The organism is Bacillus sp. 01N45 (genome assembly GCF_056399205.1).
Genome location: NZ_JBFTQW010000003.1, coordinates 203,490 through 223,019 on the forward strand (window position 1 = coordinate 203,490; position 19,530 = coordinate 223,019).

Below are 19,530 nucleotides of genomic sequence, written 5' to 3' on the forward strand. Positions count from 1 at the left end.
ATAATTCCTGTATAAATTCTTCCTATCATTTCGACAATATTTTTCTATACATTTCTCGTTGGTAAATGTTCTTGTAAAACAATGTACCCTTCATAAGCTGTGTAACCGAGTATAGCCATTAATCCGATATAACAAGCAAAGACTGTCCATTTTGTTTTCATATCAACTTTATAATAGTTTTCCTGTTGTCTCTTTTCCGTCTCCCATTCCTGTAATTTTCTTTCTGACATTTCAAATGCTTCTCTTATATGAATTGTATGCGTTTCTTTTTCATCTTCATATGGAACGTAATCAAGCGGCTCAAACTTTGGTAAAAGATGCTCTAACACTTCAATCTTTTGAAGTTCTCCTACTTTTAATTCTTTCTCTCTTTCTTTTTGCCTTAATATATTTATTTCATGTTGCATCATATATATATTTCGATGCACCGCACCTGTTTCTTTTAACTCCTCTTCAAGTCTTGCAACATATTCTTTCATTCCATCAATTCTATATCCTAATTCCTTAATTGGCTCATCTCTCTTTATTACTCTATATAATTCCATACAGCCGATAATAAAAATAAATCCTCCCAAAATACTTTTAAAGTAAATGGCATAACCGAGCAATACAATAAGACCCGCTCCCCAAATCTTTGTACTTACAACTGAGATAATTCGTCCACCATCTAATGGAGAAACCGGAATCAAGTTAAAGAAGTTAATCATACTTCCAAGTAAAATAATTAATGCCCAAAATGGCTCTTTCGTTATTATATAAAGTGGAATCGCAGGTAAAAATGACAACAATCCGAAAAGAGGTCCCATGAAGGCGATGTAAGCTTCATCTTTTGCATTTTTCGGCATCTCTTTCATCCCAATAAGAGCGCCCATAAATGGAATAAATATTGCTGGCGATGTTGGTATACCTTTTCTTTTCGCAGCCCATAAATGGCCCATTTCATGAATAAACAACAAATAAATGAGCGCTACCCCAAATTTCCAACCATATATAACCGCGTATGCACCAAGTGATAGAAACATACTAAATACCGTTGAAAACTTTGCTAGTTTAAAAATTGCAAATACCCACTTTAACTTAGAAAGTAAAAATAGCCCTATTGCAACAATAATTCCCCATAATCCTTTTTTATTATTTTTCATATTCCTCTCCTTTATCTCTCATTAATGAATCATATTTATTCATCAAAACTATTCTTTTCTCTATTATGACATATTTTTTTCTATCGTTAGAAATAATGTTTATTTAATCCATTTTTAGCCAAAAATATAAGTATAAATATAAGGAGGTGTTTGCAAATGAATTTACAATCTCTCATAATAGGCGCTCTATCGTTTTTAGCTTCAACTCTTATTTTTTATACCGTTAGTTACGTATTATTATTAGATTTGTTGCCCAATCACGTATTTATTGCCCTTGTCATCCTTTCCGCTCTTATGATTTCTTTTCTTATTACACGAAAATCAATGAATGAGCCATCTGCAAAAGCAAAATAATAGAGAGGGGGTGTTTTCCCCTCTCTATTATCATTTCCTAGGAAAGGCCATATAAACTTTACTAATTACCTTCATCCCGATCTGTCAGGGCTAATTAAAGTTTCATTTTATCTTTGTAAATCCATTTTTTCACCATACTCTTTAACAATTTGAATGATATTTTGAAAAACACCTATTTTTTCTTTTTTGCTATTTAATATTTTCAAATCATAATTTTCATAATATGTTTCTAATGACTTTAATTGTGATTCTGAAGCATCTTTTACCGGAACAGTAGCATGCAATTCATATTGTTTATACCCTTCCTTTACCTTTTCACCTGAAATTTTTTCACTCTCTTTTGCTCCAATTAATTTTTGAACTTTTTCTGGGAAAACGACTTGTAAATAATACTCTTGTTCCTTCTCTAACTTGTTGTATAGTGATTGTGAAATCGTATACCGCACCGTATAATTCACTTTTTGATCGCCTGCTTTAATATGAAACGCAGTAATCTGCAAATCTTTTTTTGTTACATCCGTTAAAGGACCTACCTGCATCTCGTCTTCTTTTTGTTCTGAAACATTTGGAAATATAGCCAAAAGCTTTTCCGTATCTTTTTTATTCAGCATATACATAGCTTTCTTATATTGTACCCATCCTCGTCTGTCTTCTCCTCTTAGCCACGCATAATATGTTTCTTTTTTTCCATCCCTATTAATTTGTATTTCATATTCCGGTTCACCAAAACTACCTGTTACTTCTTGTTTTTCCGCTTTATCTATAATGTCTATTACTAACTTAGCTTCTGATTCCTGTAACTTTTTCTCTTTATGTTTTTTTTGTATAACGGTTACCCCTTTCGTTTCTTTCACTTCATTCACCGTCTCTTCCACTTTTTTTGTTTCTTTTTTTTGCTCTACTTGACCACAAGATGCTAGTAACGTAGCAAATAACAACAATACATATTTCCTTTTCAACTTAATCCTCCTTTTACAATAAGAAATTCTTATACTCTTCATATAAAAAACAAAAACGTGAAACACTATAAAATACGCTATACTAAGTATTGAAAGGAGGTCTTTTTCATGTCCATTAATTTTCACGATGCAAATAATAAATACACATACGCACAGCGAAACGCCCATATTTCTTGGGGAGAAATGATAAAAAGTATTACAAATATACAAAACAAGCAAATAATTGATATCGGCTGTGGTGGCGGGATTTATACGAAAGAACTTGCTCTTATGGGGGCCAAAAATGTCATTGGACTTGATTTTTCAAAAGAAATATTACAAGCTGCAAAAGAAAATTGTAGCGGCTTTCCAAATATTTCATTCATTCACGGTGATGCACATAACGTCCCATATCCTAATGATACATTCGACATTGTTATTTCGCGCGCAGTGATTCATCATTTACAAGACATTCCTGCATTTTTACGTGAAGCTTCTCGTATATTAAAGAAAAACGGTGTACTTATTGTACAAGACCGAACTATTGAAGATTGTACAATTCCTGAAAGCCCCGAACACATTCGTGGATATTTTTTCTCTACCTTTCCAAAACTCATTGAAATAGAATCAAAAAGGCGGCCAAAAACCACCACGATACAGCAAGAATTACAAAAATATTTTCTTCACGTATTCCCCTCTCAAACACAATGGGAAGTACGAAAAATACATGATTCTGTAGAAGCATTGCTACAAGATTTATCACCTCGAACAGGTCGATCCATTCTATATGAATTAACAGATCATGAACTTTCTCAACTTCTACAACAGGTCCAGACCGCATTACAAAGCATCTCTCCTATTATCGAAAGAGATCGGTGGACAATTTGGAGCGCCATGAAATTGTAAGGAAGGAAGCCTCACAACATAATGTGAGGCTTCCTTCTTTCATAATCTAATTTTGCAACACTCTTGATATCCTCCACTTCTGGCCTGTGCACTTCCACACTTCGGACATACTAAATATCTAGACTGATTTGTCAACAAACTACCTTTTTGAAAGAGTAAAACTTCTGCTTGTTTAAACGAACGCGAATAATATAACCACATAAAACCAATTATAGCAATAATGCCAAATAATACTCCCATTGCAAGCATTCCAGTCACCTCTTTTGGTTTGTTCTTTCCAGCAAGTGGATTGTTGTATTATTCTCTGTAAATTCAAACAATACCTTCTTTACTCCTATAAATATCAACTTTCTCTATAAGTTTTACAATTCTCTACAAATTTTTACTCCCATTTTACAATTCACCATTCCCTTTACAACAACGAATATCACATTCAATATTTCCATATATAAATATACCTTTCAAAAAAATGTTGACTTTCAAAAAAAAACATGTGACAATACTGTCAGAATACTTGAATAAAAATTCATTGACGAGAACGAGTACGTTATAGGACTGTCCCCCAGAGAGTTGGCGATTTGCTGAAAGCCAACGTTCAGTGCGTAACCGAAAATCATCTCCGAGAAGTAGAACCGAATGTTACAGTAAGTTCTTACCGGCTGTCCCCCGTTACAAGGAACACGTATCATGTTGTACGTTGTAAAGCCGTATACATATAGACTCATTTCTACATGTATAAATTAGGGTGGTATCGCGGGTAAATATAACTCGTCCCTTTCTTTAGGGACGAGTTTTTTGTGTTCTTACAAATGAATTTAAAAAAGGAGGAAAAACAATGAACACTGTATCAAAAAAACATATTTTTTTCACGGGTCTTATGCTATTTTCTTTATTTTTTGGGGCAGGTAATTTAATTTTCCCTCCCATGCTTGGACAAAATGCAGGTGAAAACTTTTGGCCGGCAATGATTGGATTTTTACTAACAGGAGTCGGTTTACCATTATTAACTGTTATTGCAATTTCTTTATCAGGAAACGGCATGCAACAACTCGCAAGTCATGTTCACCCATTATTCGGAATTTTCTTTACTGTAGTTGTATATATCGCAATCGGTCCTTCTATGGGAATTCCACGCGTTGCAAATGTCGCTTATGAAATGGGTGTTAGTTCTTTCTTACCAGAAACAATTCGTTCTAGTAACCTAGCACTATTTTTATACACAGTCGTCTTCTTCGCTATCGTATTTTGGCTTAGTTTAAATCCATCTAAACTTGTCGATCGCATCGGAAATATTTTAACACCTATTTTATTACTCTCTATTTTCTTACTATTTGTTAAAAGTGTATTTACACCACTCGGGCAATCAGGACCAGCAATGCAAGAGTATCAAACTTCTCCAATCTTCAAAGGTTTTATGGAAGGATACTTAACGATGGATACCATTTCTGCGCTTGCATTTGGAATTATCGTTGTAAATGCCATTTGCTCTAAAGGTGTGAAGGATCGTAAATCCATTGCCATCGCAACAGCGAAAGCAGGACTTATTGCCGCTACTGGTCTCGTACTTGTATATGGTGCACTTGGCTGGCTCGGTGCAACTAGCGTCTCGCTCGGATATGCACAAAATGGCGGAAAATTACTTACTGTTATCGTACAGCAATTATTCGGTCCATACGGTTTACTTCTATTATCTCTAATCGTTACACTCGCTTGTCTAACAACTTGTGTTGGACTTGTATCTGCGTGTAGTCAATATTTCTCAACATTATTGACTAAATTTTCATACAAAATGTTCGCGAGTATCATTTGTGCATTAGGATTATTAGTTGCCAACTTAGGTTTAACGAAAATTATTGCCATCTCTGTTCCAATTCTACTTGTTGTATATCCAGTTGCAATTGTACTCGTTCTACTATCGTTACTTCATAAATATTTCGGTGGATATCGCTCTGTTTATGTAGGTGCTTTAATTGGAGCAGCAATCGTAAGCGTATTTGACGGATTAAAACAAGGTGGCATTTCAGTTTCATTTATCACACCATATTTTGAATTTATCCCTTTATATAATGAAGGAATTGGCTGGCTAATACCAGCATTAGCCGGGGCTATTATCGGCCTTACAATCGCTAAGTTAAGCGGTGCGAAAAAAGTTCCCTTAATAACCGATTCCCGCGAAGTAAAAGCATCCTAAAAAACTCCCGAAAGGGAGTTTTTTTACTTTTGATAAGCAGTATGATTAAAACTGCTTATTTTATACGCTTTCGTATAATATTCGATATTTGTATCCACTGTTTCTACTTTGATAACATCGTAGCAATCTTCTTGCTTTACTAAAAATAAATAGTACTCTTCTGTCGCCTCAACAATTGCAATTTTATCTGTTTCAACATTATATTGTTCACAAAGCGCTTGTAATGCGTTCACATAATCCCCTAATTTTTTAGACTTATCCATGCCAAATATCGTTTGAACTAACATACACTCTCTCCCCTTTGTATGTACTGTTAACAACTTAATGATAACGCTTACATTTGTTAACGTCAATAAAAAGATTTGGCGTAAACTAATAATCAGCGGAGATACCCCCCACTGATTAAAGTTTCACTTTATCATTTCGTCAATTGATGTCTAAACGCATAAATAACTGCCTGTGTCCGGTCACTTACATTTAGCTTATTTAAAATATTACTCACATGTGTCTTTACTGTTTTGAGAGCAATAAACAATTCATCTGCAATCTCTTGATTACTTTTCCCCTCTGCAATTAATAACAAAATTTCAGACTCTCTTTCTGTTAACTCCTCATGCAAAGGTTGTTCTTTCTTCTGACGCATACGAGACATCATTTTACCAGTAACTTTTGGCTCTAATACAGTTTCTCCATCATAAGTAGCTCGTACAGCGTCTGCTATATCACTTGCTCTTGATGTTTTTAATAAATAACTTGTCGCTCCCGCCTCAATAACAGGGTACAATTTCTCATCATCTAAAAAGCTCGTTACAACTACAATTTTCGCTTCTGGCCATTCCTGAATAATAGCACGTGTTGCTTCAACCCCATCCATCTCGTCCATGACAAGGTCCATCAAAATAATATCTGGTCTTAATTGCAGTGCTAACTCTGAACCTTTTCTTCCATTTTCAGCTTCTCCAACTACTTCGATATCTGGCTGCGTTGATAAATATGCTGATACACCCATTCGAACCATTTCATGATCATCGACAAGTAACACTTTTATCATGATTCTCCCCCTCTCTCAATCATAATCGGTACTTTTACTTCTATTTGTGTCCCTTTAGCGGGGAAACTAAGTACTTTTAATGTCCCACCAATTTCATGAACACGCTCTTGCATTGATCTTAAACCATATGAACCAGCCTTATTCACTCCGACTTCAAATCCAACGCCATCATCAATAATTTTTAGAATTGCATATTGATCAATTTTCCGAAGACGTACTTCCGTTTTCTTCGCTTTCGCATGTCGTAAAGTATTGGATAAAGCTTCTTGCACAATACGAAATAAATGATCTTCTACACCTTTTTTCAATTCTATTGGCTCGATTAGCCATTCAATTTTCATATGTTGCTTTCGCGATAATTCCGTCAATAATTCCTCTATACCTTGTGTCAGTTTCTTACCTTCTAATTGTACAGGCCGTAAATGAAGAAGCAACGCTCTCATTTCTGATTGTGCATTTACAACCATATTTTCAACGAGCTGCAACTGCTTTTTTGTCGTTTCTGGAATTTCAGCTACTTGTTCATTAATAGCCGACATCATCATCGACATTGCAAAAAGCTGCTGACTTACAGAATCATGCAGCTCCCTCGCCAATCGATGCCTTTCTTGAGATATCGCTTCTTGTCTCATCTCTTCATTCCAATGAGCTCGTTCATTCGTTACTTTTTGAAAGAGTCCAGCTTGCTCCTCTAATCGACGAGCAAGACCGATTACTTTTCGTTCTACTTCATGAAATTCATCATCTGCAGTAAACGAAACATCACTCGGAAAATTCCCTCGCTCCACTTCAAATAGAAAAGTATTTAATCCTTGTATACGCTGCTCTATATAGTAACCGATTGCATATCCTACAATTCCCCCGATAAGTAAACTTGTAGTCATAATAAACAAGCCAATTGGAACAGAAGCGATGGATTCCTTCCATAATAAATCATACACTTGTTGCTCGCTTTTCCATACATATACAATTGTACAAATGAGTGCAATACTAACAGAAGACAACATAGAATAACGAATATACATCCACGAAATATTTTTTTGTTTCTTCATTATACTTTCCTCACTTCCGTATCGCCTACGACAAGCGAAGAAATAATTTTAATACGACGAGGCGCTTCTTTATACTGCTCTGTTCTAAATGTAACATTGCGATTAAATCCTGTCTCTTCATGTCCTGGCAGGAGCACACGTCCGACAATAACAGAATGATTTAAAGACAATTCAATATCATATGGCACATATAAACGAATATTACCAACGACACCTCGGATAACAATTACCGTTTCTCCTTCTGGAATCATAGCAGTTGTTAAATCTATTTCCACATCACAAGCACCATATTGAACATTAATATCCTCAAGTTCATAAATATGATCCATCATTCGTATATTCCCTACAAACATATTTTTTAAATATGGTTCTGTACGATATATTTGCTTCTCTTCGTCTATAATCCCTTTTTCTTTAATTTCAACCTTCATTGCTTTTTGCTGATGTCCTTGTTGAATCAGTTGATAACCAATTAAAGCTAAACAAGCAAATACGACAAGAACAAATGCTGCTGATGAAAATAAGAAGAATAAAAATACGATACCACCAACAAATAAAAAGACATTTCCCCTTACATAACGATTCTTCTTACGATAATGCCTTCCAAACATAAGCATAATAAATGCAAAAATGAGACCACCTGGTTCAAAATGTCCAAGTATCATATCAAGAAAAAGACCGAATCCAAATATGATGAGGAGCATCCCCATTAATTGTGTTTTTGAAAATTGTTTCTTCATTTCAGCTCCCCCCTTCTTGTTACATATACATAGAAGAAAAGGCATTGCTTTCCAACACCTTTTCTCCTATCACTATATCATAAGCCTGTTTTATAATATACTACTATTATTTTGTTAACTCTTTCGTTAACGATACATCATTCTTCTCTTTCATTTCACGCTCAAGCTTTGCAATCTTCATATCAAATGTGTCACGTTCATGCTCCTCATTTATACGAGATTCTAAGTCGCGAATATGATCTTCAATTTCCTCAAAGCGTAAGAACGGATTATTTTCATCCATTTTATGCATCGCTGTATTCATACGACGATTTGCATGTGCCATATTTTCACGTGCCATTAATTCCATACGTTTTGCGTGCATTTCTTTTAATTTATTTTTCATCTCAGCAAGACGACGCTCTAACTCATCAATTTGATCTACAACACCTGCATACATTTCTTCTAATCGAGTTACTTGCCCTTCATAATACGCTACTTCTTCTAGCGCACGCTCATGTAGCTGTAATTCGCCTGCTTCTTGAGCGACGATCGCTTGCTTTGATCTTTTATTAACGAAATAACGTGCTTGCTCAAGCTCACGAGCGAAATTAGATTTTAATGTTTTGTGGCGCTCAATTAACTTCTCAATTTTTGTTATTTCACGCTCACTATCGCGTAAATATTGGTTTAACATCGCGATTGGATTTTTTCTTTCTTTCTCATCTAACACATTATGAAAATCTGCTAAAATTGCATCGCGTACACGTCCGAATAAAGATTGTTTCATTATAATCTTCCTCTCTTCTACTTTATCAATTTGATTTGGTTTTTATTAATTTTTTATTAGTTTTTCATTAACTTGTTCCACTCATCTTCAAAGTTGCTATATGGTTTAGAACTTTCTGGTGCAGAATCAACAACTACATTTTTTTCTTTTTTCCACTCACGGTATCCGTAGTATAAAACTACTAATGCTGCGATACCGATTAATGCTGGGGAATGAGAAAGGGCGATGGACAAGCCGATCAAACCAACAATACCCCAAGCTAACTTTCCAAAAAATGATTGTGCTCGCACAAATGATTTATAGCTCCAGTACACAACTCCTGCTCCAATTGCGAATCCTATAATACCAGCAAGACTGCCAAGAGCAATTAAAGCTAAAATACCAGCCGCGATAAACGCTAGAAATTGTTTCATCTTGTGCTTGCCTCCCTTCGATTTGATACTCTTATCTTAACTATTTTTTCACTTTTCCATAACGAGCTTAAGAACCGTTTTCGACTCAGACTTAAGACTGAGTTGCATTCAGCCTTTTGTAAAAATATGCGGTAGGATAGGATGATTCACTCTTTTATCGCACATAAAAAGCCGTACAGAGAACATTCTCTGTACGGCTTTCATTACTATTCATAAACTTCATTTTAAATTATGCTGTTTTGTGATACTCTTTCTTTCCCGCTACTTTAGAAAACCTCGGGAAACCAATTAATATAGAAATAATTCCACATACTCCAACTAAGATAGGATAAAACGCATATGGTAACAATTCAATCGGAGATAACGCCGCAAATCCTGCTGCCGTTAACATTTGCGCACCATACGGAATTAACCCTTGCACACAACATGAGAAAAGATCTAATACACTCGCTGATTTACGAGGATCAATTTCATATTGATCTGCAATGTTTTTCGCAAGTGGACCTGTAAAAATAATAGAAATCGTATTATTCGCTGTACACATATTCGTCATACTCACTAAGCCAGCGATACCGAACTCTGCTCCTTTTTTCGAACGAATGTTACGAGTTAAAATATTCATTAAATATTGAATACCACCATTATATTGAATCAGTTCGACCATACCACCAATTAAAATAGCAAGTAATACTAACTCCATCATACCGCCCATTCCAGTCGTTACACTTTTAAAGAAACTCTCTAACGTGTAACTCCCATCTAAAAGACCTATAACGCCGGATAGTACAGTTCCACCAGTTAACACAATAAGTACATTCCAACCAAGCAATGCTGTAATAAGTACTCCTGCATACGGTAAAATCTTTATCCAGTCAAAGCTATGCGCTTTAATCTGCGTGTCACTTCCTAAAGTAACGATTACTAATAGTACAACTGTAATAATAGCTGCTGGTAATACAATTAAAAAGTTCGTTTTAAACTTATCTTTCATTTCTGTTCCTTGTGAACGTACAGCTGCGATTGTTGTATCTGAAATAAATGATAAATTATCCCCAAACATCGCCCCACCAACAACAGTAGCCATCGTAAGTGCAATAGAGATATCAGTTTGCCCACTAATACCTACAGCAATTGGTGCTAATGCAGCAATTGTTCCCATTGAAGTTCCCATCGCTAATGAAATAAATGCCCCTATAACAAAAATTCCAGCTACGATAAATCCTTGCGGTAAAATGGATAACGCTAAATTAACTGTAGAATCAACGCCGCCCATCCCTTTTGCTGTTTCAGAAAATGCTCCTGCAAGTACAAAAATCAGAACCATAATCATAATATCCGGGTTCCCTGCACCTTTAGCAAATCGTTCTACTTTTACATTAAAACTTTCTTTACGATTCATTGCTAAAGCGACTCCTACAGCAATTGAAATTGCTACAAGTATCGGCAATTTATAGAAATCACCTGTAATAATTCCAGAACCAATAAATAGCGCCAAAAATATCCCAAGTGGTAATAAAGCCAAACCATTTCCTCTCGTTTCTTTCAAAGTACCATCTCTCCCTAGTTTCAACCTTTTTCTAATGAATAACAAAAGACCTCTTCCAATGAGAAGAGGTCTTATACATCTATAAGGAACGCTCTTCTCATCTTTCAAGCACATGCTTGCTGGATTTGGCACAGCACTCTGAAATCGAGTCCGCTGCCGAGGCATCGTAGGGCCAGTCCCTCCGCCTCTCTTTATAAGAAGGTTTCATATTTATTTTTTAATAATAATTTCTTCCCTAACTTTACTCGCTTACAAAACAAAAGTCAATTATTTTTTGTATAGATTTTTTTGGTAATTATACAAAAATTTGAATACAACAATCATTTTAACTTTTTGATTTCTTCTTCCAATATTGAAATCCAATAAAATTCACTATTTTTTATTGCATCTATTATCCATTTCGTAGTGTACCAAGCTAACTCATACTCTTCTTTTGTAACATCGCCACTTTTATAAGCATCCTCTAGCTCATCTTCATCCAATATATACATTTTACCGTTCGGTAATAACACTACATCTAAATATAAATCATCAAAATACGGTAAACCACGGTCGTCAATTTTATATTCTTTCGCCACATCGATATAATATTGCACTAATTTTTTCTGATCATCTAACATAGCTGTAATCGCAAAGTTTTTCCCGTCTATGAAATATTGAATCCACGTATATTGATTCCCTGCGATACAAAGTTCTTTACTATCATATTCTTTACAACTAGGTTCTCTTACCTTTTTTATTTCTAATATTCCTAGCATTCCTTCTTCCACTTGCTTAACCGTATAATCCTTCTCTATTAGTCGCTTCCACGAAGAACCGTCACCATATTTACGTTTCATTACGTCCGCTCCCCTTCTATATAGAAAAGCCCCCACATATTATGTGAGAGCTTGTTCAAATTATAATTAAGCTGCTTGACCTTTTTCAGAAATCTCTTTCAAATAAGCTTGTCCTTTTTCAGCGTCATATTGACCTTCCCACTTAGACATAACTACAGCTGCTAAAGAGTTTCCTACAACGTTAACTGCTGTACGAGCCATATCTAAAATACGGTCAATACCAGCGATAAAGGCTAAACCTTCAGCTGGAATACCTACTGTACCAAGTGTTGCTAATAATACAACGAATGATACGCCCGGTACACCCGCAATACCTTTTGATGTAACCATTAATACAAGTAATAATGTAATTTGTTGTGTAATGGATAATTCAATACCGTACATTTGCGCTAAGAAAATTGCTGCAATTGCTTGATATAAAGTTGATCCATCTAAGTTAAATGAATAACCTGTCGGAATAACGAAAGATGTAATTGCTTTCGGACAACCGAATTTCTCCATTTTCTCCATGATTTTTGGTAAAACTGTTTCTGAACTTGCTGTAGAATATGCTAAGATCAGCTCGTCTTTTAAAATCTTAAAGAATTGGAAAATGTTAATTCCAAATAGTTTCGCTGTAAGTCCTAGTATGACTACAACGAAGAAAATCATCGCACCATATACAACTATGACTAATTTCCCTAATGGAATTAATGAAGATAAACCAAACGTCGAAACTGTTACACCAATTAATGCGAATACACCAAACGGTGCAAATTTCATAACTTGGTTAGTCACGTAAAACATCGCATCTGCTACACCTTGGAAAAATTGAAGAACCGGTCTTCCTCTTTCACCAATCGCCGCAACTCCTAAACCAAATAGTACAGAGAAGAAGATAATCGCAAGCATATCGCCCTCAACCAATGATTTCATAATATTCGTTGGAACGATATTCACAAATGTATCTGCAAACGAATGACTTTGTACTTGAGCTGTTGTTTCTGCATATTTAGAAATATCAGTCTTTGTTAATTGATCCATATTCACGCCTTTTCCTGGTTGGAAAATATTCGCTACCAGTAGACCAACAACAATTGCAATTGTTGTAATAATTTCAAAATAAAGAATTGTTTTCCCGCCTAATCGGCCTAGTTTTTTAACATCGCCAACACCAGCAACTCCAACAACAATACTTGCTACAACAATCGGCACAACGATCATTTTAATTAATCGGATAAAAATATCACCAATTGGTTTTAGGTACCCTACAACTGTGCTATCGCCATAAAAAATTGCCCCCACCGCGATACCTAGGGCAAGTCCAATTAAAATTTGCCATGCAAGTCCTATTCTTTTCATATTTGTTGTAACCCCCTCTTCGATGTGTCACTCTACCTCTCATTCTATATCTATAAAACTTGAAATTAAGAGTATTACATATTATTCGACAATTCACTACATTTTGTCCCTGTTAAAAATCATAAATCAAAAAATTAAATCTGACAACAAAATAACTTTTCCTGAACACAAATAATTTTCTTGACAAAAATAAAACCCATGTCAGAAAACCTAACATGAGAACGATTCCTCACTAGTATTTTAGTGGGTTTTCAACTTGAATTTCACTATATAAAATCACGATTTTTTCCCTTTATTTTACAGATAAAATCTAGAATACACCTTTGTTGCACAAACTAAAAAAGTAAAATCACCATTACAAATACTGTTGAAAAATGATAAATTCCGACAAAACTTAGCAACTTTATAAAATTTTCTTTACATTATGGTTACAACGATAGACACTCTTCTTCTTATGATATATAACATTCATAGGGAAAGGAGCCAGACAACCATGAAAAAGAAATTTGCAGCGTTTAGTGTTTTAGCAGCAGGAACACTTTTTGTTTCTCCGTTACTTTCACCCGTATACGCTGAAACGAATCAAGATAAATTATCTAATATTCAATCTGAATTAGAAGGAAAACAAAATGACTTACAAAATAAATCAGTTGAGAAAGAACAAATAGAAAAAGAAATTCAAGAATTACAAAAGAAAATCGACGATTTAACTACTTCTATTAATAAAAACGAAGCTGAATTAAACGATACAAAAAAAGAAATTAGTAAAACACAACAAATAATTACTGAAAAAAAGAAACATATAGAGCAATTACAAACAAACATAGATACGCGTCAGGAAGTTATTAAACAACGTTTACAATCTATGCAAGAAAAACCTCGTACAAACATCATCACAGAGGTATTAACAAATTCTACAAACATTGCTGATCTTGTTGATAATATGTACTCTGTAAGTTTAATTTTAAACAATGATACAGATATTGTTAAAAAGCAAACAACTGACCAAAATGCTGTGACGAAAGAAAAAGAGGCTGTTGAGAAAAAAGAGCAACAACTGAAAGAATCCGAGCAAAAATTAGAACAAAAACAGCAAGAATTACAAAATAACCAACAACAGCAGCAAACCTTTATTAGCGATCTACATACGAAAGTAGCAAAAGTAGATTCAGAGATTGAAGGATTAGAAGAATCTAAAGGCATTTTAGAAAATCAGCGTCAAGCTGTTCAAAAAGCAATTGAAGAAGAAAAACGTGCCGAAGAGGCTCGTAAAGCTGAAGAAGCTCGCAAGGCAGAAGAAGCTCGTAAACAAGCCACTACATCTGCTCAAACAGCTCAAGCAGCTCCAACACCACACGATACAAATATTGGCGGGTTTATTAAGCCAGCAGCTGGATCAAAAACTTCTGGGTTTGGCGTGCGCTCTATAGATAACCATAAAGGAATCGATATCGCAGCCTCAGGAACCGTTCCAATTATTGCCGCTGCTGATGGTGTTGTTATTCGCTCAGAATTATCATCTAGTTACGGAAACGTTGTGTACTTATCTCACCGTATAAACGGAAAAACATATACGACAGTATATGCTCATATGAGTAGCCGTTCTGTATCAAATGGACAAACTGTAAAACAAGGCACTCAACTTGGATTCATGGGAAATACTGGCCAATCATACGGGCAGCATTTACACTTCGAACTTCACCTTGGAGAATGGAATGTCGGTAAGACAAACGCAGTGGATCCATCTCCTTATATCGGATTATAAAAAAAACTCGGTTCATACCGAGTTTTTTTATTTCCACTTCACACACTATAGGCATTCCACATAGACTACAACTAAATGCCCATATTTTACGAGGTGAATCATATGAATACACAATTACAACAGAAAATAGAAGAAGCTAGAGAAACTTACATTGGCCGGTTATTTACATTTGGCGGCTCAGCATTATTTTTAATCGGATCATTCATTGCAGTCGTCACAGCCTATAAAGCGTATAATCGTTTATTGAATACACCTACAACATAATAAAAAGACGGAGAAATCTCCGTCTTTTTATTATGCAAACATTTTAAATACGCCTATCGCATTTAAAAATACAATAATTACCGTTACTGGAATAACATAACGAAGTAAGAAGAACCAAATATTAAATAATGTTTTCCCTTTCGTTTCCGTAACTTCTAATTCTTTCATTAACATTTCTTTACTCATTTTATTTGGTACGAATAGCGAAATGGCTAGTACTCCGAGCGGCAGTAATACATTACTTACCGAAAAATCGACGAAATCAAAGAATGTCTTACCAAATATTTTCACATCACTCATAATTCCAAACGATAATGCTGACGGGATTCCAACTGCAAAAATAAGAATACCAATTAATAATGATGCTGACGGACGCTTTTTCTCATTATCTTTCGCAACAGATGCTACTACAATTTCAAGCATGGAAATCGCAGATGTTAAAGTTGCAAAGAAAAATAAAACTAAAAACATAATGAAGAAAAATTGTCCAAATGGTATTTTCGCAAATACTGCTGGAAGGACGATAAACAGTAGTCCTGGTCCTTCAGTCGGCTTAACGCCTAATGCGAAAATCGCCGGGAAAATTGCTAATCCTGCAAGTACTGTAATAAAAACAGTTAAACTTACAATAGACGTTGCTGATTTAGCTAAATGTTCTTCTTTCTTCAAGTACGAACTATACGTGACCATTACTGAGGCACCTACTGTTAGCGAGAAGAACGATTGTCCCATCGCGTATAAAATCGTATCTGCTGTCAGCTTTGAAAAATCTGGTTTCAAAAAGAACTCTACCCCAGCAAAAGCACCATCGAGTGTTAACGCACGAATAATGATTGCAATAAACAAAATAAATAATAGTGGCATCATATACTTACTTGCCTTTTCTATTCCCTTCTCTACACCTTTACTTACTACAAAAATAGTACAAAGCATAAAGATAAATTGCGCTCCAATCGCACTTACTGGATTTGAAATCGTTTCACCAAATAATTTTCCATAATCAACAACACCATTCCAAAAGCTTCCTGTAACACTATAGTATAAGTACAGTAAAATCCATCCACCTACGACACTATAGAAAGAGAGTACACTAAAACAAGTTACAACTCCCATACGACCAATCCAAGGATATAATTTACTATTTGGTACTAGTACTTTATAAGCTGTAACTGCCTCTTTTTGGGTGCTACGTCCAATGACAAATTCCGCTATTAGAAGAGGCATACCTATAAATAAAGTTAATAGTAAAAATACAAGGAAGAATGCGCCTCCCCCACCATTACCTGCAACATATGGAAATTTCCATATGGCACCAAGACCTACTGCGGCTCCGGCTGCTGCGAGTACAAAGCCTATTTTCGACGTCCATTGCTGTGTTTCTTTCATCATAAATTCTCCTTTTCTGAATATTTAAACTTTTGTTAATTATACACTTTCATTTCATACTCGCACACCTCCTTTAGAAAATAAAAAAGTCCCCTACACGCAAATATGCATGTAGAGGACGATATATGTAATGTAAATACCGTGGTACCACCTCAATTGGATTGATAAATCCCACTTGTTCAAGTACAGGAAAATTCCGATACTCTATCCTTTTAACGGCGGAACCCGGGTTGCCTACTACAATGTTCAACATACCTCTCGCAAGCCCATTCTGTATATTTTATCGTACCGGGCTCACACCTTCCCCCAGCTCTCTGAACGTATCAAATATACATACTCTTCTTGCTCATCGATTTCATCTATTGAAGTTACTTGTGATTATAAATTATATTTTTATAGTTGTAAAGTACAATTTATTCATTATCCTATATGAACTCTTCTCTCTAATTCTTGTAAAAACAATTCTCTTTTTTGTTCATTTTGAACATATACCGACTTTAATACTTCTTGCAACAATATATTTCTCTCTCTTTTCTCTATTTGTAGTTCTTTCACTTTTATTCTAACTTCGGATAAAAAATCAAGATACGATTCATACGCCTCATCATATTTATTTGCAATATCATCACGAATTTTTTTTGCAAGTTTCGGACTCGCTCCTCCTGTAGAAACAGCCACATTCAATAATCCACGATGAATTGCCGCTGGAAAATGAACATTACCACTTTCCGGGTTCGTAATAACATTTACTAACTGATTTTCTGCGCTATCTTCAGCAACTTGTTCATTTAATACGGCATCACTACTCGCTGCAACGACCAAAAAAGCACCTTTAATGTCACTTTTTTCATACTCCCTTTGATACCAACGAATTTTCTTTTCTTCCACAAGTTTCACTAAATTCGCATCCAATTCAGGACTTACCACAACTATATCCGCACCTTGTTTTAGTAAAGGAATAATTTTGAATCCCGCGACTTTTCCTCCACCAATGACAACAATACGTTTCTTCTCAACTCGCACTGTAAGTGGATACATATTGATCTCCCTTCAATAATTTCTTCGTTTTCTGAATTAACATATATTGAAATGCTTCATTCTTTCCTAAATACGGACTTATTTTTATCTCATCCAACTCATATTGGCGCACTTCTTTTTCAATATGTTTCATAAGTAAACCTGTAAATAATAAGTAAGGCAGTACAACGATATTCTTTTCTTTTCGTTCAACAACTTCCTTTAACTTCTCCTCAAATTTCGGCTCGGCAGCCGCTAAATAACAAACCTCTACTTTTTTAATTTTCTCTTCATGTTGAAATAAAGAAGCAATCCAGTTTATATCTCTTAATACTTCAGGATCACTACTCCCTCTTGCTACGAGAAGTAGCGTCACTTCATTCTTATCTTCCTGTTCAATGCCACTTCCACTATACACCGATTTCACAAGTGTTTCTGATACACCAAACGGGTTACCGTAGGTCACTTTAACATTCGAAAATTGATTATTTAACTTTTCCAATTCAAACGGTATATCTTTTTTCACATGACCTGCCGCTAATAAAAAAACTGGAATAACAATAATCTCTGTAGCACCACGCTTCACACATGTACGGAACCCTTCCTTAATCGTTGGGCTCGCTAACTCTAAAAAACAAACTTCTTGAATACTTGCCTCTACACGGTTCATGCATGACGTAATAAATGCAACCGCTTCTTCTTTAGCTGCTTTCAAACGACTTCCATGGCATATATATAAGATGGCTTTCATTTTATAACACTCCACTTACTTGATAGGTACTTTCTGTCTGTTTCTCAAACCAATGGATTTTTTCTCGAAAACGGACCACTTCTCCAATTACAATCATGCTCGGATTTTGAATTTGTTCTTTTTTTGCAACATCCACAATTGTTCCTAACGTCCCAACAACTGTGCGCTGCATTGATGTCGTTCCCCGTTCAATAATAGCAGCAGGTGTACTTTTGTCTTTTCCATGCTTCATCAGTTGTTCACATATGTAGGGTAAATTGCTAACCCCCATATATACAGCTAAAGTCTCTACACCTTTCGCTAAATTTTCCCACTTCACTTCTTCTTCAGCACCTTCTTTCCTATGCCCTGTCACAATAGCAAAACTTGCACTTGCATCACGATGTGTCACTGGAATGCCAGCATAAGCAGGAGCAGCTATTCCAGCTGAAATACCAGGAACGATTTCAAATGGTACCCCTTGCTTTGCTAACGCTTCAGCTTCTTCTCCTCCTCTACCAAATACAAATGGATCCCCGCCCTTTAGCCTCGTTACAACTTTTCCCTTTTTCGCATATTTAATAAGAAACGTGTTAATCGTCTCTTGCTTCATCGTGTGATAATTTGGTAGTTTTCCGCAATAAATTAAATCCGCTTCAGGCTTTGCATGGGAAAGCAACTCTTTATTCACGAGACGGTCGTATAAAATAACATCTGCCTTCTTAATACATTTCAACCCTTTCACAGTAATTAAATCTGGATCACCAGGACCTGCACCAACGATATAAACCTTCCCCATCATCTCTCCTCATTTCTACTATTAAAGTGAAACTTCCATCCTTATATACGAATGGAAGTTTTCATTATTTCGTATTACCTTTTTCCTACTCATGAATAACAAATGCTGCACCTTTTCGAATCTTCTTTTTTTCAAATAGAGAAATCTCCTTTACTTCTGGTAACGGTAAAAAATGCTTTTCAAGCTCTATCTCCGCGAGCTTAAATGCCTGTTCTTCACTTTGAGCAACAACAACAATCGGAACAATACTATTTACTAACACAGCTTCAAATCGATATAAATCCATA

22 protein-coding genes, 1 riboswitch and 2 other annotated features are annotated in these 19,530 nt (G+C 35.4%); of the genes, 5 read left to right on the forward strand and 17 right to left on the reverse strand.

The window, feature by feature from the left end; all coding sequences use genetic code 11:
• Positions 1 to 44: 44 nt before the first annotated feature.
• Complete coding sequence (locus AC1DMU_RS08785) at positions 45 to 1,142, reverse strand: site-2 protease family protein (RefSeq protein ID WP_075308733.1); 1,098 nt, start codon at positions 1,140 to 1,142, stop codon at positions 45 to 47.
• A 156-nt stretch (positions 1,143 to 1,298) separates the two neighbouring features.
• Here AC1DMU_RS08785 and AC1DMU_RS08790 point away from each other — a divergent pair, with 156 nt between their 5' ends.
• Positions 1,299 to 1,496: a hypothetical protein gene (locus tag AC1DMU_RS08790; RefSeq protein ID WP_001053356.1), complete on the forward strand. Its 198-nt coding sequence runs from the start codon at positions 1,299 to 1,301 to the stop codon at positions 1,494 to 1,496.
• 107 nt (positions 1,497 to 1,603) lie between these two features.
• On the opposite strand, the gene AC1DMU_RS08795 is transcribed toward AC1DMU_RS08790, so the two are convergent.
• Positions 1,604 to 2,455, reverse strand: a complete 852-nt coding sequence (locus AC1DMU_RS08795) for a YhfM domain-containing protein (protein WP_142291698.1) — start codon at positions 2,453 to 2,455, stop codon at positions 1,604 to 1,606.
• Between the two features lie 108 nt (positions 2,456 to 2,563).
• Here AC1DMU_RS08795 and AC1DMU_RS08800 point away from each other — a divergent pair, with 108 nt between their 5' ends.
• Complete coding sequence (locus AC1DMU_RS08800) at positions 2,564 to 3,340, forward strand: class I SAM-dependent methyltransferase (protein ID WP_088062678.1); 777 nt, start codon at positions 2,564 to 2,566, stop codon at positions 3,338 to 3,340.
• A gap of 39 nt (positions 3,341 to 3,379) precedes the next feature.
• Here the strand turns inward: AC1DMU_RS08800 and AC1DMU_RS08805 are convergent, their stop codons facing one another.
• Positions 3,380 to 3,589: a hypothetical protein gene (locus AC1DMU_RS08805; protein WP_000880630.1), complete on the reverse strand. Its 210-nt coding sequence runs from the start codon at positions 3,587 to 3,589 to the stop codon at positions 3,380 to 3,382.
• 271 nt (positions 3,590 to 3,860) lie between these two features.
• Positions 3,861 to 4,119 (forward strand) — a binding site (T-box leader).
• Positions 4,120 to 4,175: 56 nt separating this feature from the next.
• On the opposite strand from AC1DMU_RS08805, the gene brnQ3 reads away from it, so the two are divergent.
• Entirely contained in the window at positions 4,176 to 5,531 is a 1,356-nt protein-coding gene (gene brnQ3, locus AC1DMU_RS08810; RefSeq protein WP_476941493.1) for a branched-chain amino acid transport system II carrier protein BrnQ3, read from the forward strand.
• Between the two features lie 23 nt (positions 5,532 to 5,554).
• On the opposite strand, the gene AC1DMU_RS08815 is transcribed toward brnQ3, so the two are convergent.
• The 9 genes from AC1DMU_RS08815 to gltP form a co-directional block, all read right to left on the reverse strand.
• Positions 5,555 to 5,851, reverse strand: coding sequence for a DUF3922 domain-containing protein (locus AC1DMU_RS08815; RefSeq protein WP_131932946.1), 297 nt, complete (start codon positions 5,849 to 5,851; stop codon positions 5,555 to 5,557).
• 98 nt (positions 5,852 to 5,949) lie between these two features.
• Positions 5,950 to 6,582, reverse strand: a complete 633-nt coding sequence (locus AC1DMU_RS08820; RefSeq protein ID WP_000598709.1) for a response regulator — start codon at positions 6,580 to 6,582, stop codon at positions 5,950 to 5,952.
• Positions 6,579 to 7,634, reverse strand: a complete 1,056-nt coding sequence (locus tag AC1DMU_RS08825) for a sensor histidine kinase (protein WP_064476649.1) — start codon at positions 7,632 to 7,634, stop codon at positions 6,579 to 6,581. Before AC1DMU_RS08825 ends, AC1DMU_RS08820 begins: the two co-directional genes overlap by 4 nt.
• Positions 7,634 to 8,374 carry a cell wall-active antibiotics response protein LiaF gene (liaF, locus tag AC1DMU_RS08830; protein ID WP_075308724.1) on the reverse strand — a complete coding sequence of 247 codons (741 nt, stop codon included), beginning with the start codon at positions 8,372 to 8,374 and terminating at the stop codon, positions 7,634 to 7,636. The genes AC1DMU_RS08825 and liaF overlap by 1 nt, the downstream gene beginning before the upstream one ends.
• 106 nt (positions 8,375 to 8,480) lie before the next feature.
• Complete coding sequence (locus AC1DMU_RS08835) at positions 8,481 to 9,143, reverse strand: PspA/IM30 family protein (protein ID WP_075308722.1); 663 nt, start codon at positions 9,141 to 9,143, stop codon at positions 8,481 to 8,483.
• Between the two features lie 56 nt (positions 9,144 to 9,199).
• A complete protein-coding gene (locus tag AC1DMU_RS08840) occupies positions 9,200 to 9,556 on the reverse strand; it encodes a lmo0954 family membrane protein (protein WP_000808634.1) in 357 nt (118 codons plus the stop codon).
• 229 nt (positions 9,557 to 9,785) lie between these two features.
• Positions 9,786 to 11,102 carry a Na+/H+ antiporter NhaC family protein gene (locus AC1DMU_RS08845; protein WP_088062675.1) on the reverse strand — a complete coding sequence of 439 codons (1,317 nt, stop codon included), beginning with the start codon at positions 11,100 to 11,102 and terminating at the stop codon, positions 9,786 to 9,788.
• A 94-nt stretch (positions 11,103 to 11,196) separates the two neighbouring features.
• A riboswitch (SAM riboswitch) is annotated at positions 11,197 to 11,302 on the reverse strand.
• A gap of 120 nt (positions 11,303 to 11,422) precedes the next feature.
• Positions 11,423 to 11,941 carry a ribonuclease FAU-1 family protein gene (locus AC1DMU_RS08850; protein ID WP_088062674.1) on the reverse strand — a complete coding sequence of 173 codons (519 nt, stop codon included), beginning with the start codon at positions 11,939 to 11,941 and terminating at the stop codon, positions 11,423 to 11,425.
• Positions 11,942 to 12,007: 66 nt separating this feature from the next.
• The gene (gene gltP, locus AC1DMU_RS08855) at positions 12,008 to 13,282 is read right to left on the reverse strand and encodes a glutamate/aspartate:proton symporter GltP (protein WP_087985514.1); all 1,275 of its coding nucleotides are present in this window, start codon (positions 13,280 to 13,282) and stop codon (positions 12,008 to 12,010) included.
• Positions 13,283 to 13,775: 493 nt separating this feature from the next.
• Here gltP and AC1DMU_RS08860 point away from each other — a divergent pair, with 493 nt between their 5' ends.
• A complete protein-coding gene (locus tag AC1DMU_RS08860) occupies positions 13,776 to 15,047 on the forward strand; it encodes a murein hydrolase activator EnvC family protein (RefSeq protein ID WP_097889752.1) in 1,272 nt (423 codons plus the stop codon).
• A 102-nt stretch (positions 15,048 to 15,149) separates the two neighbouring features.
• A complete protein-coding gene (locus tag AC1DMU_RS08865; RefSeq protein WP_001096003.1) occupies positions 15,150 to 15,311 on the forward strand; it encodes a hypothetical protein in 162 nt (53 codons plus the stop codon).
• 30 nt (positions 15,312 to 15,341) lie between these two features.
• On the opposite strand, the gene AC1DMU_RS08870 is transcribed toward AC1DMU_RS08865, so the two are convergent.
• The 5 genes from AC1DMU_RS08870 to AC1DMU_RS08890 form a co-directional block, all read right to left on the reverse strand.
• Positions 15,342 to 16,697, reverse strand: coding sequence for a sodium-dependent transporter (locus AC1DMU_RS08870; protein ID WP_046958187.1), 1,356 nt, complete (start codon positions 16,695 to 16,697; stop codon positions 15,342 to 15,344).
• Between the two features lie 111 nt (positions 16,698 to 16,808).
• Positions 16,809 to 17,056: a binding site (T-box leader), on the reverse strand.
• A gap of 61 nt (positions 17,057 to 17,117) precedes the next feature.
• Positions 17,118 to 17,735, reverse strand: coding sequence for an NAD(P)-binding protein (locus tag AC1DMU_RS08875; RefSeq protein WP_088062670.1), 618 nt, complete (start codon positions 17,733 to 17,735; stop codon positions 17,118 to 17,120).
• Positions 17,710 to 18,465: a sirohydrochlorin chelatase gene (locus AC1DMU_RS08880; protein WP_088062668.1), complete on the reverse strand. Its 756-nt coding sequence runs from the start codon at positions 18,463 to 18,465 to the stop codon at positions 17,710 to 17,712. Before AC1DMU_RS08880 ends, AC1DMU_RS08875 begins: the two co-directional genes overlap by 26 nt.
• A 1-nt stretch (position 18,466) precedes the next feature.
• Complete coding sequence (gene cobA, locus AC1DMU_RS08885; protein ID WP_088062666.1) at positions 18,467 to 19,243, reverse strand: uroporphyrinogen-III C-methyltransferase; 777 nt, start codon at positions 19,241 to 19,243, stop codon at positions 18,467 to 18,469.
• 85 nt (positions 19,244 to 19,328) lie between these two features.
• Positions 19,329 to 19,529, reverse strand: a complete 201-nt coding sequence (locus tag AC1DMU_RS08890) for a DUF3906 family protein (protein WP_000366913.1) — start codon at positions 19,527 to 19,529, stop codon at positions 19,329 to 19,331.
• Position 19,530 lies beyond the last annotated feature (1 nt).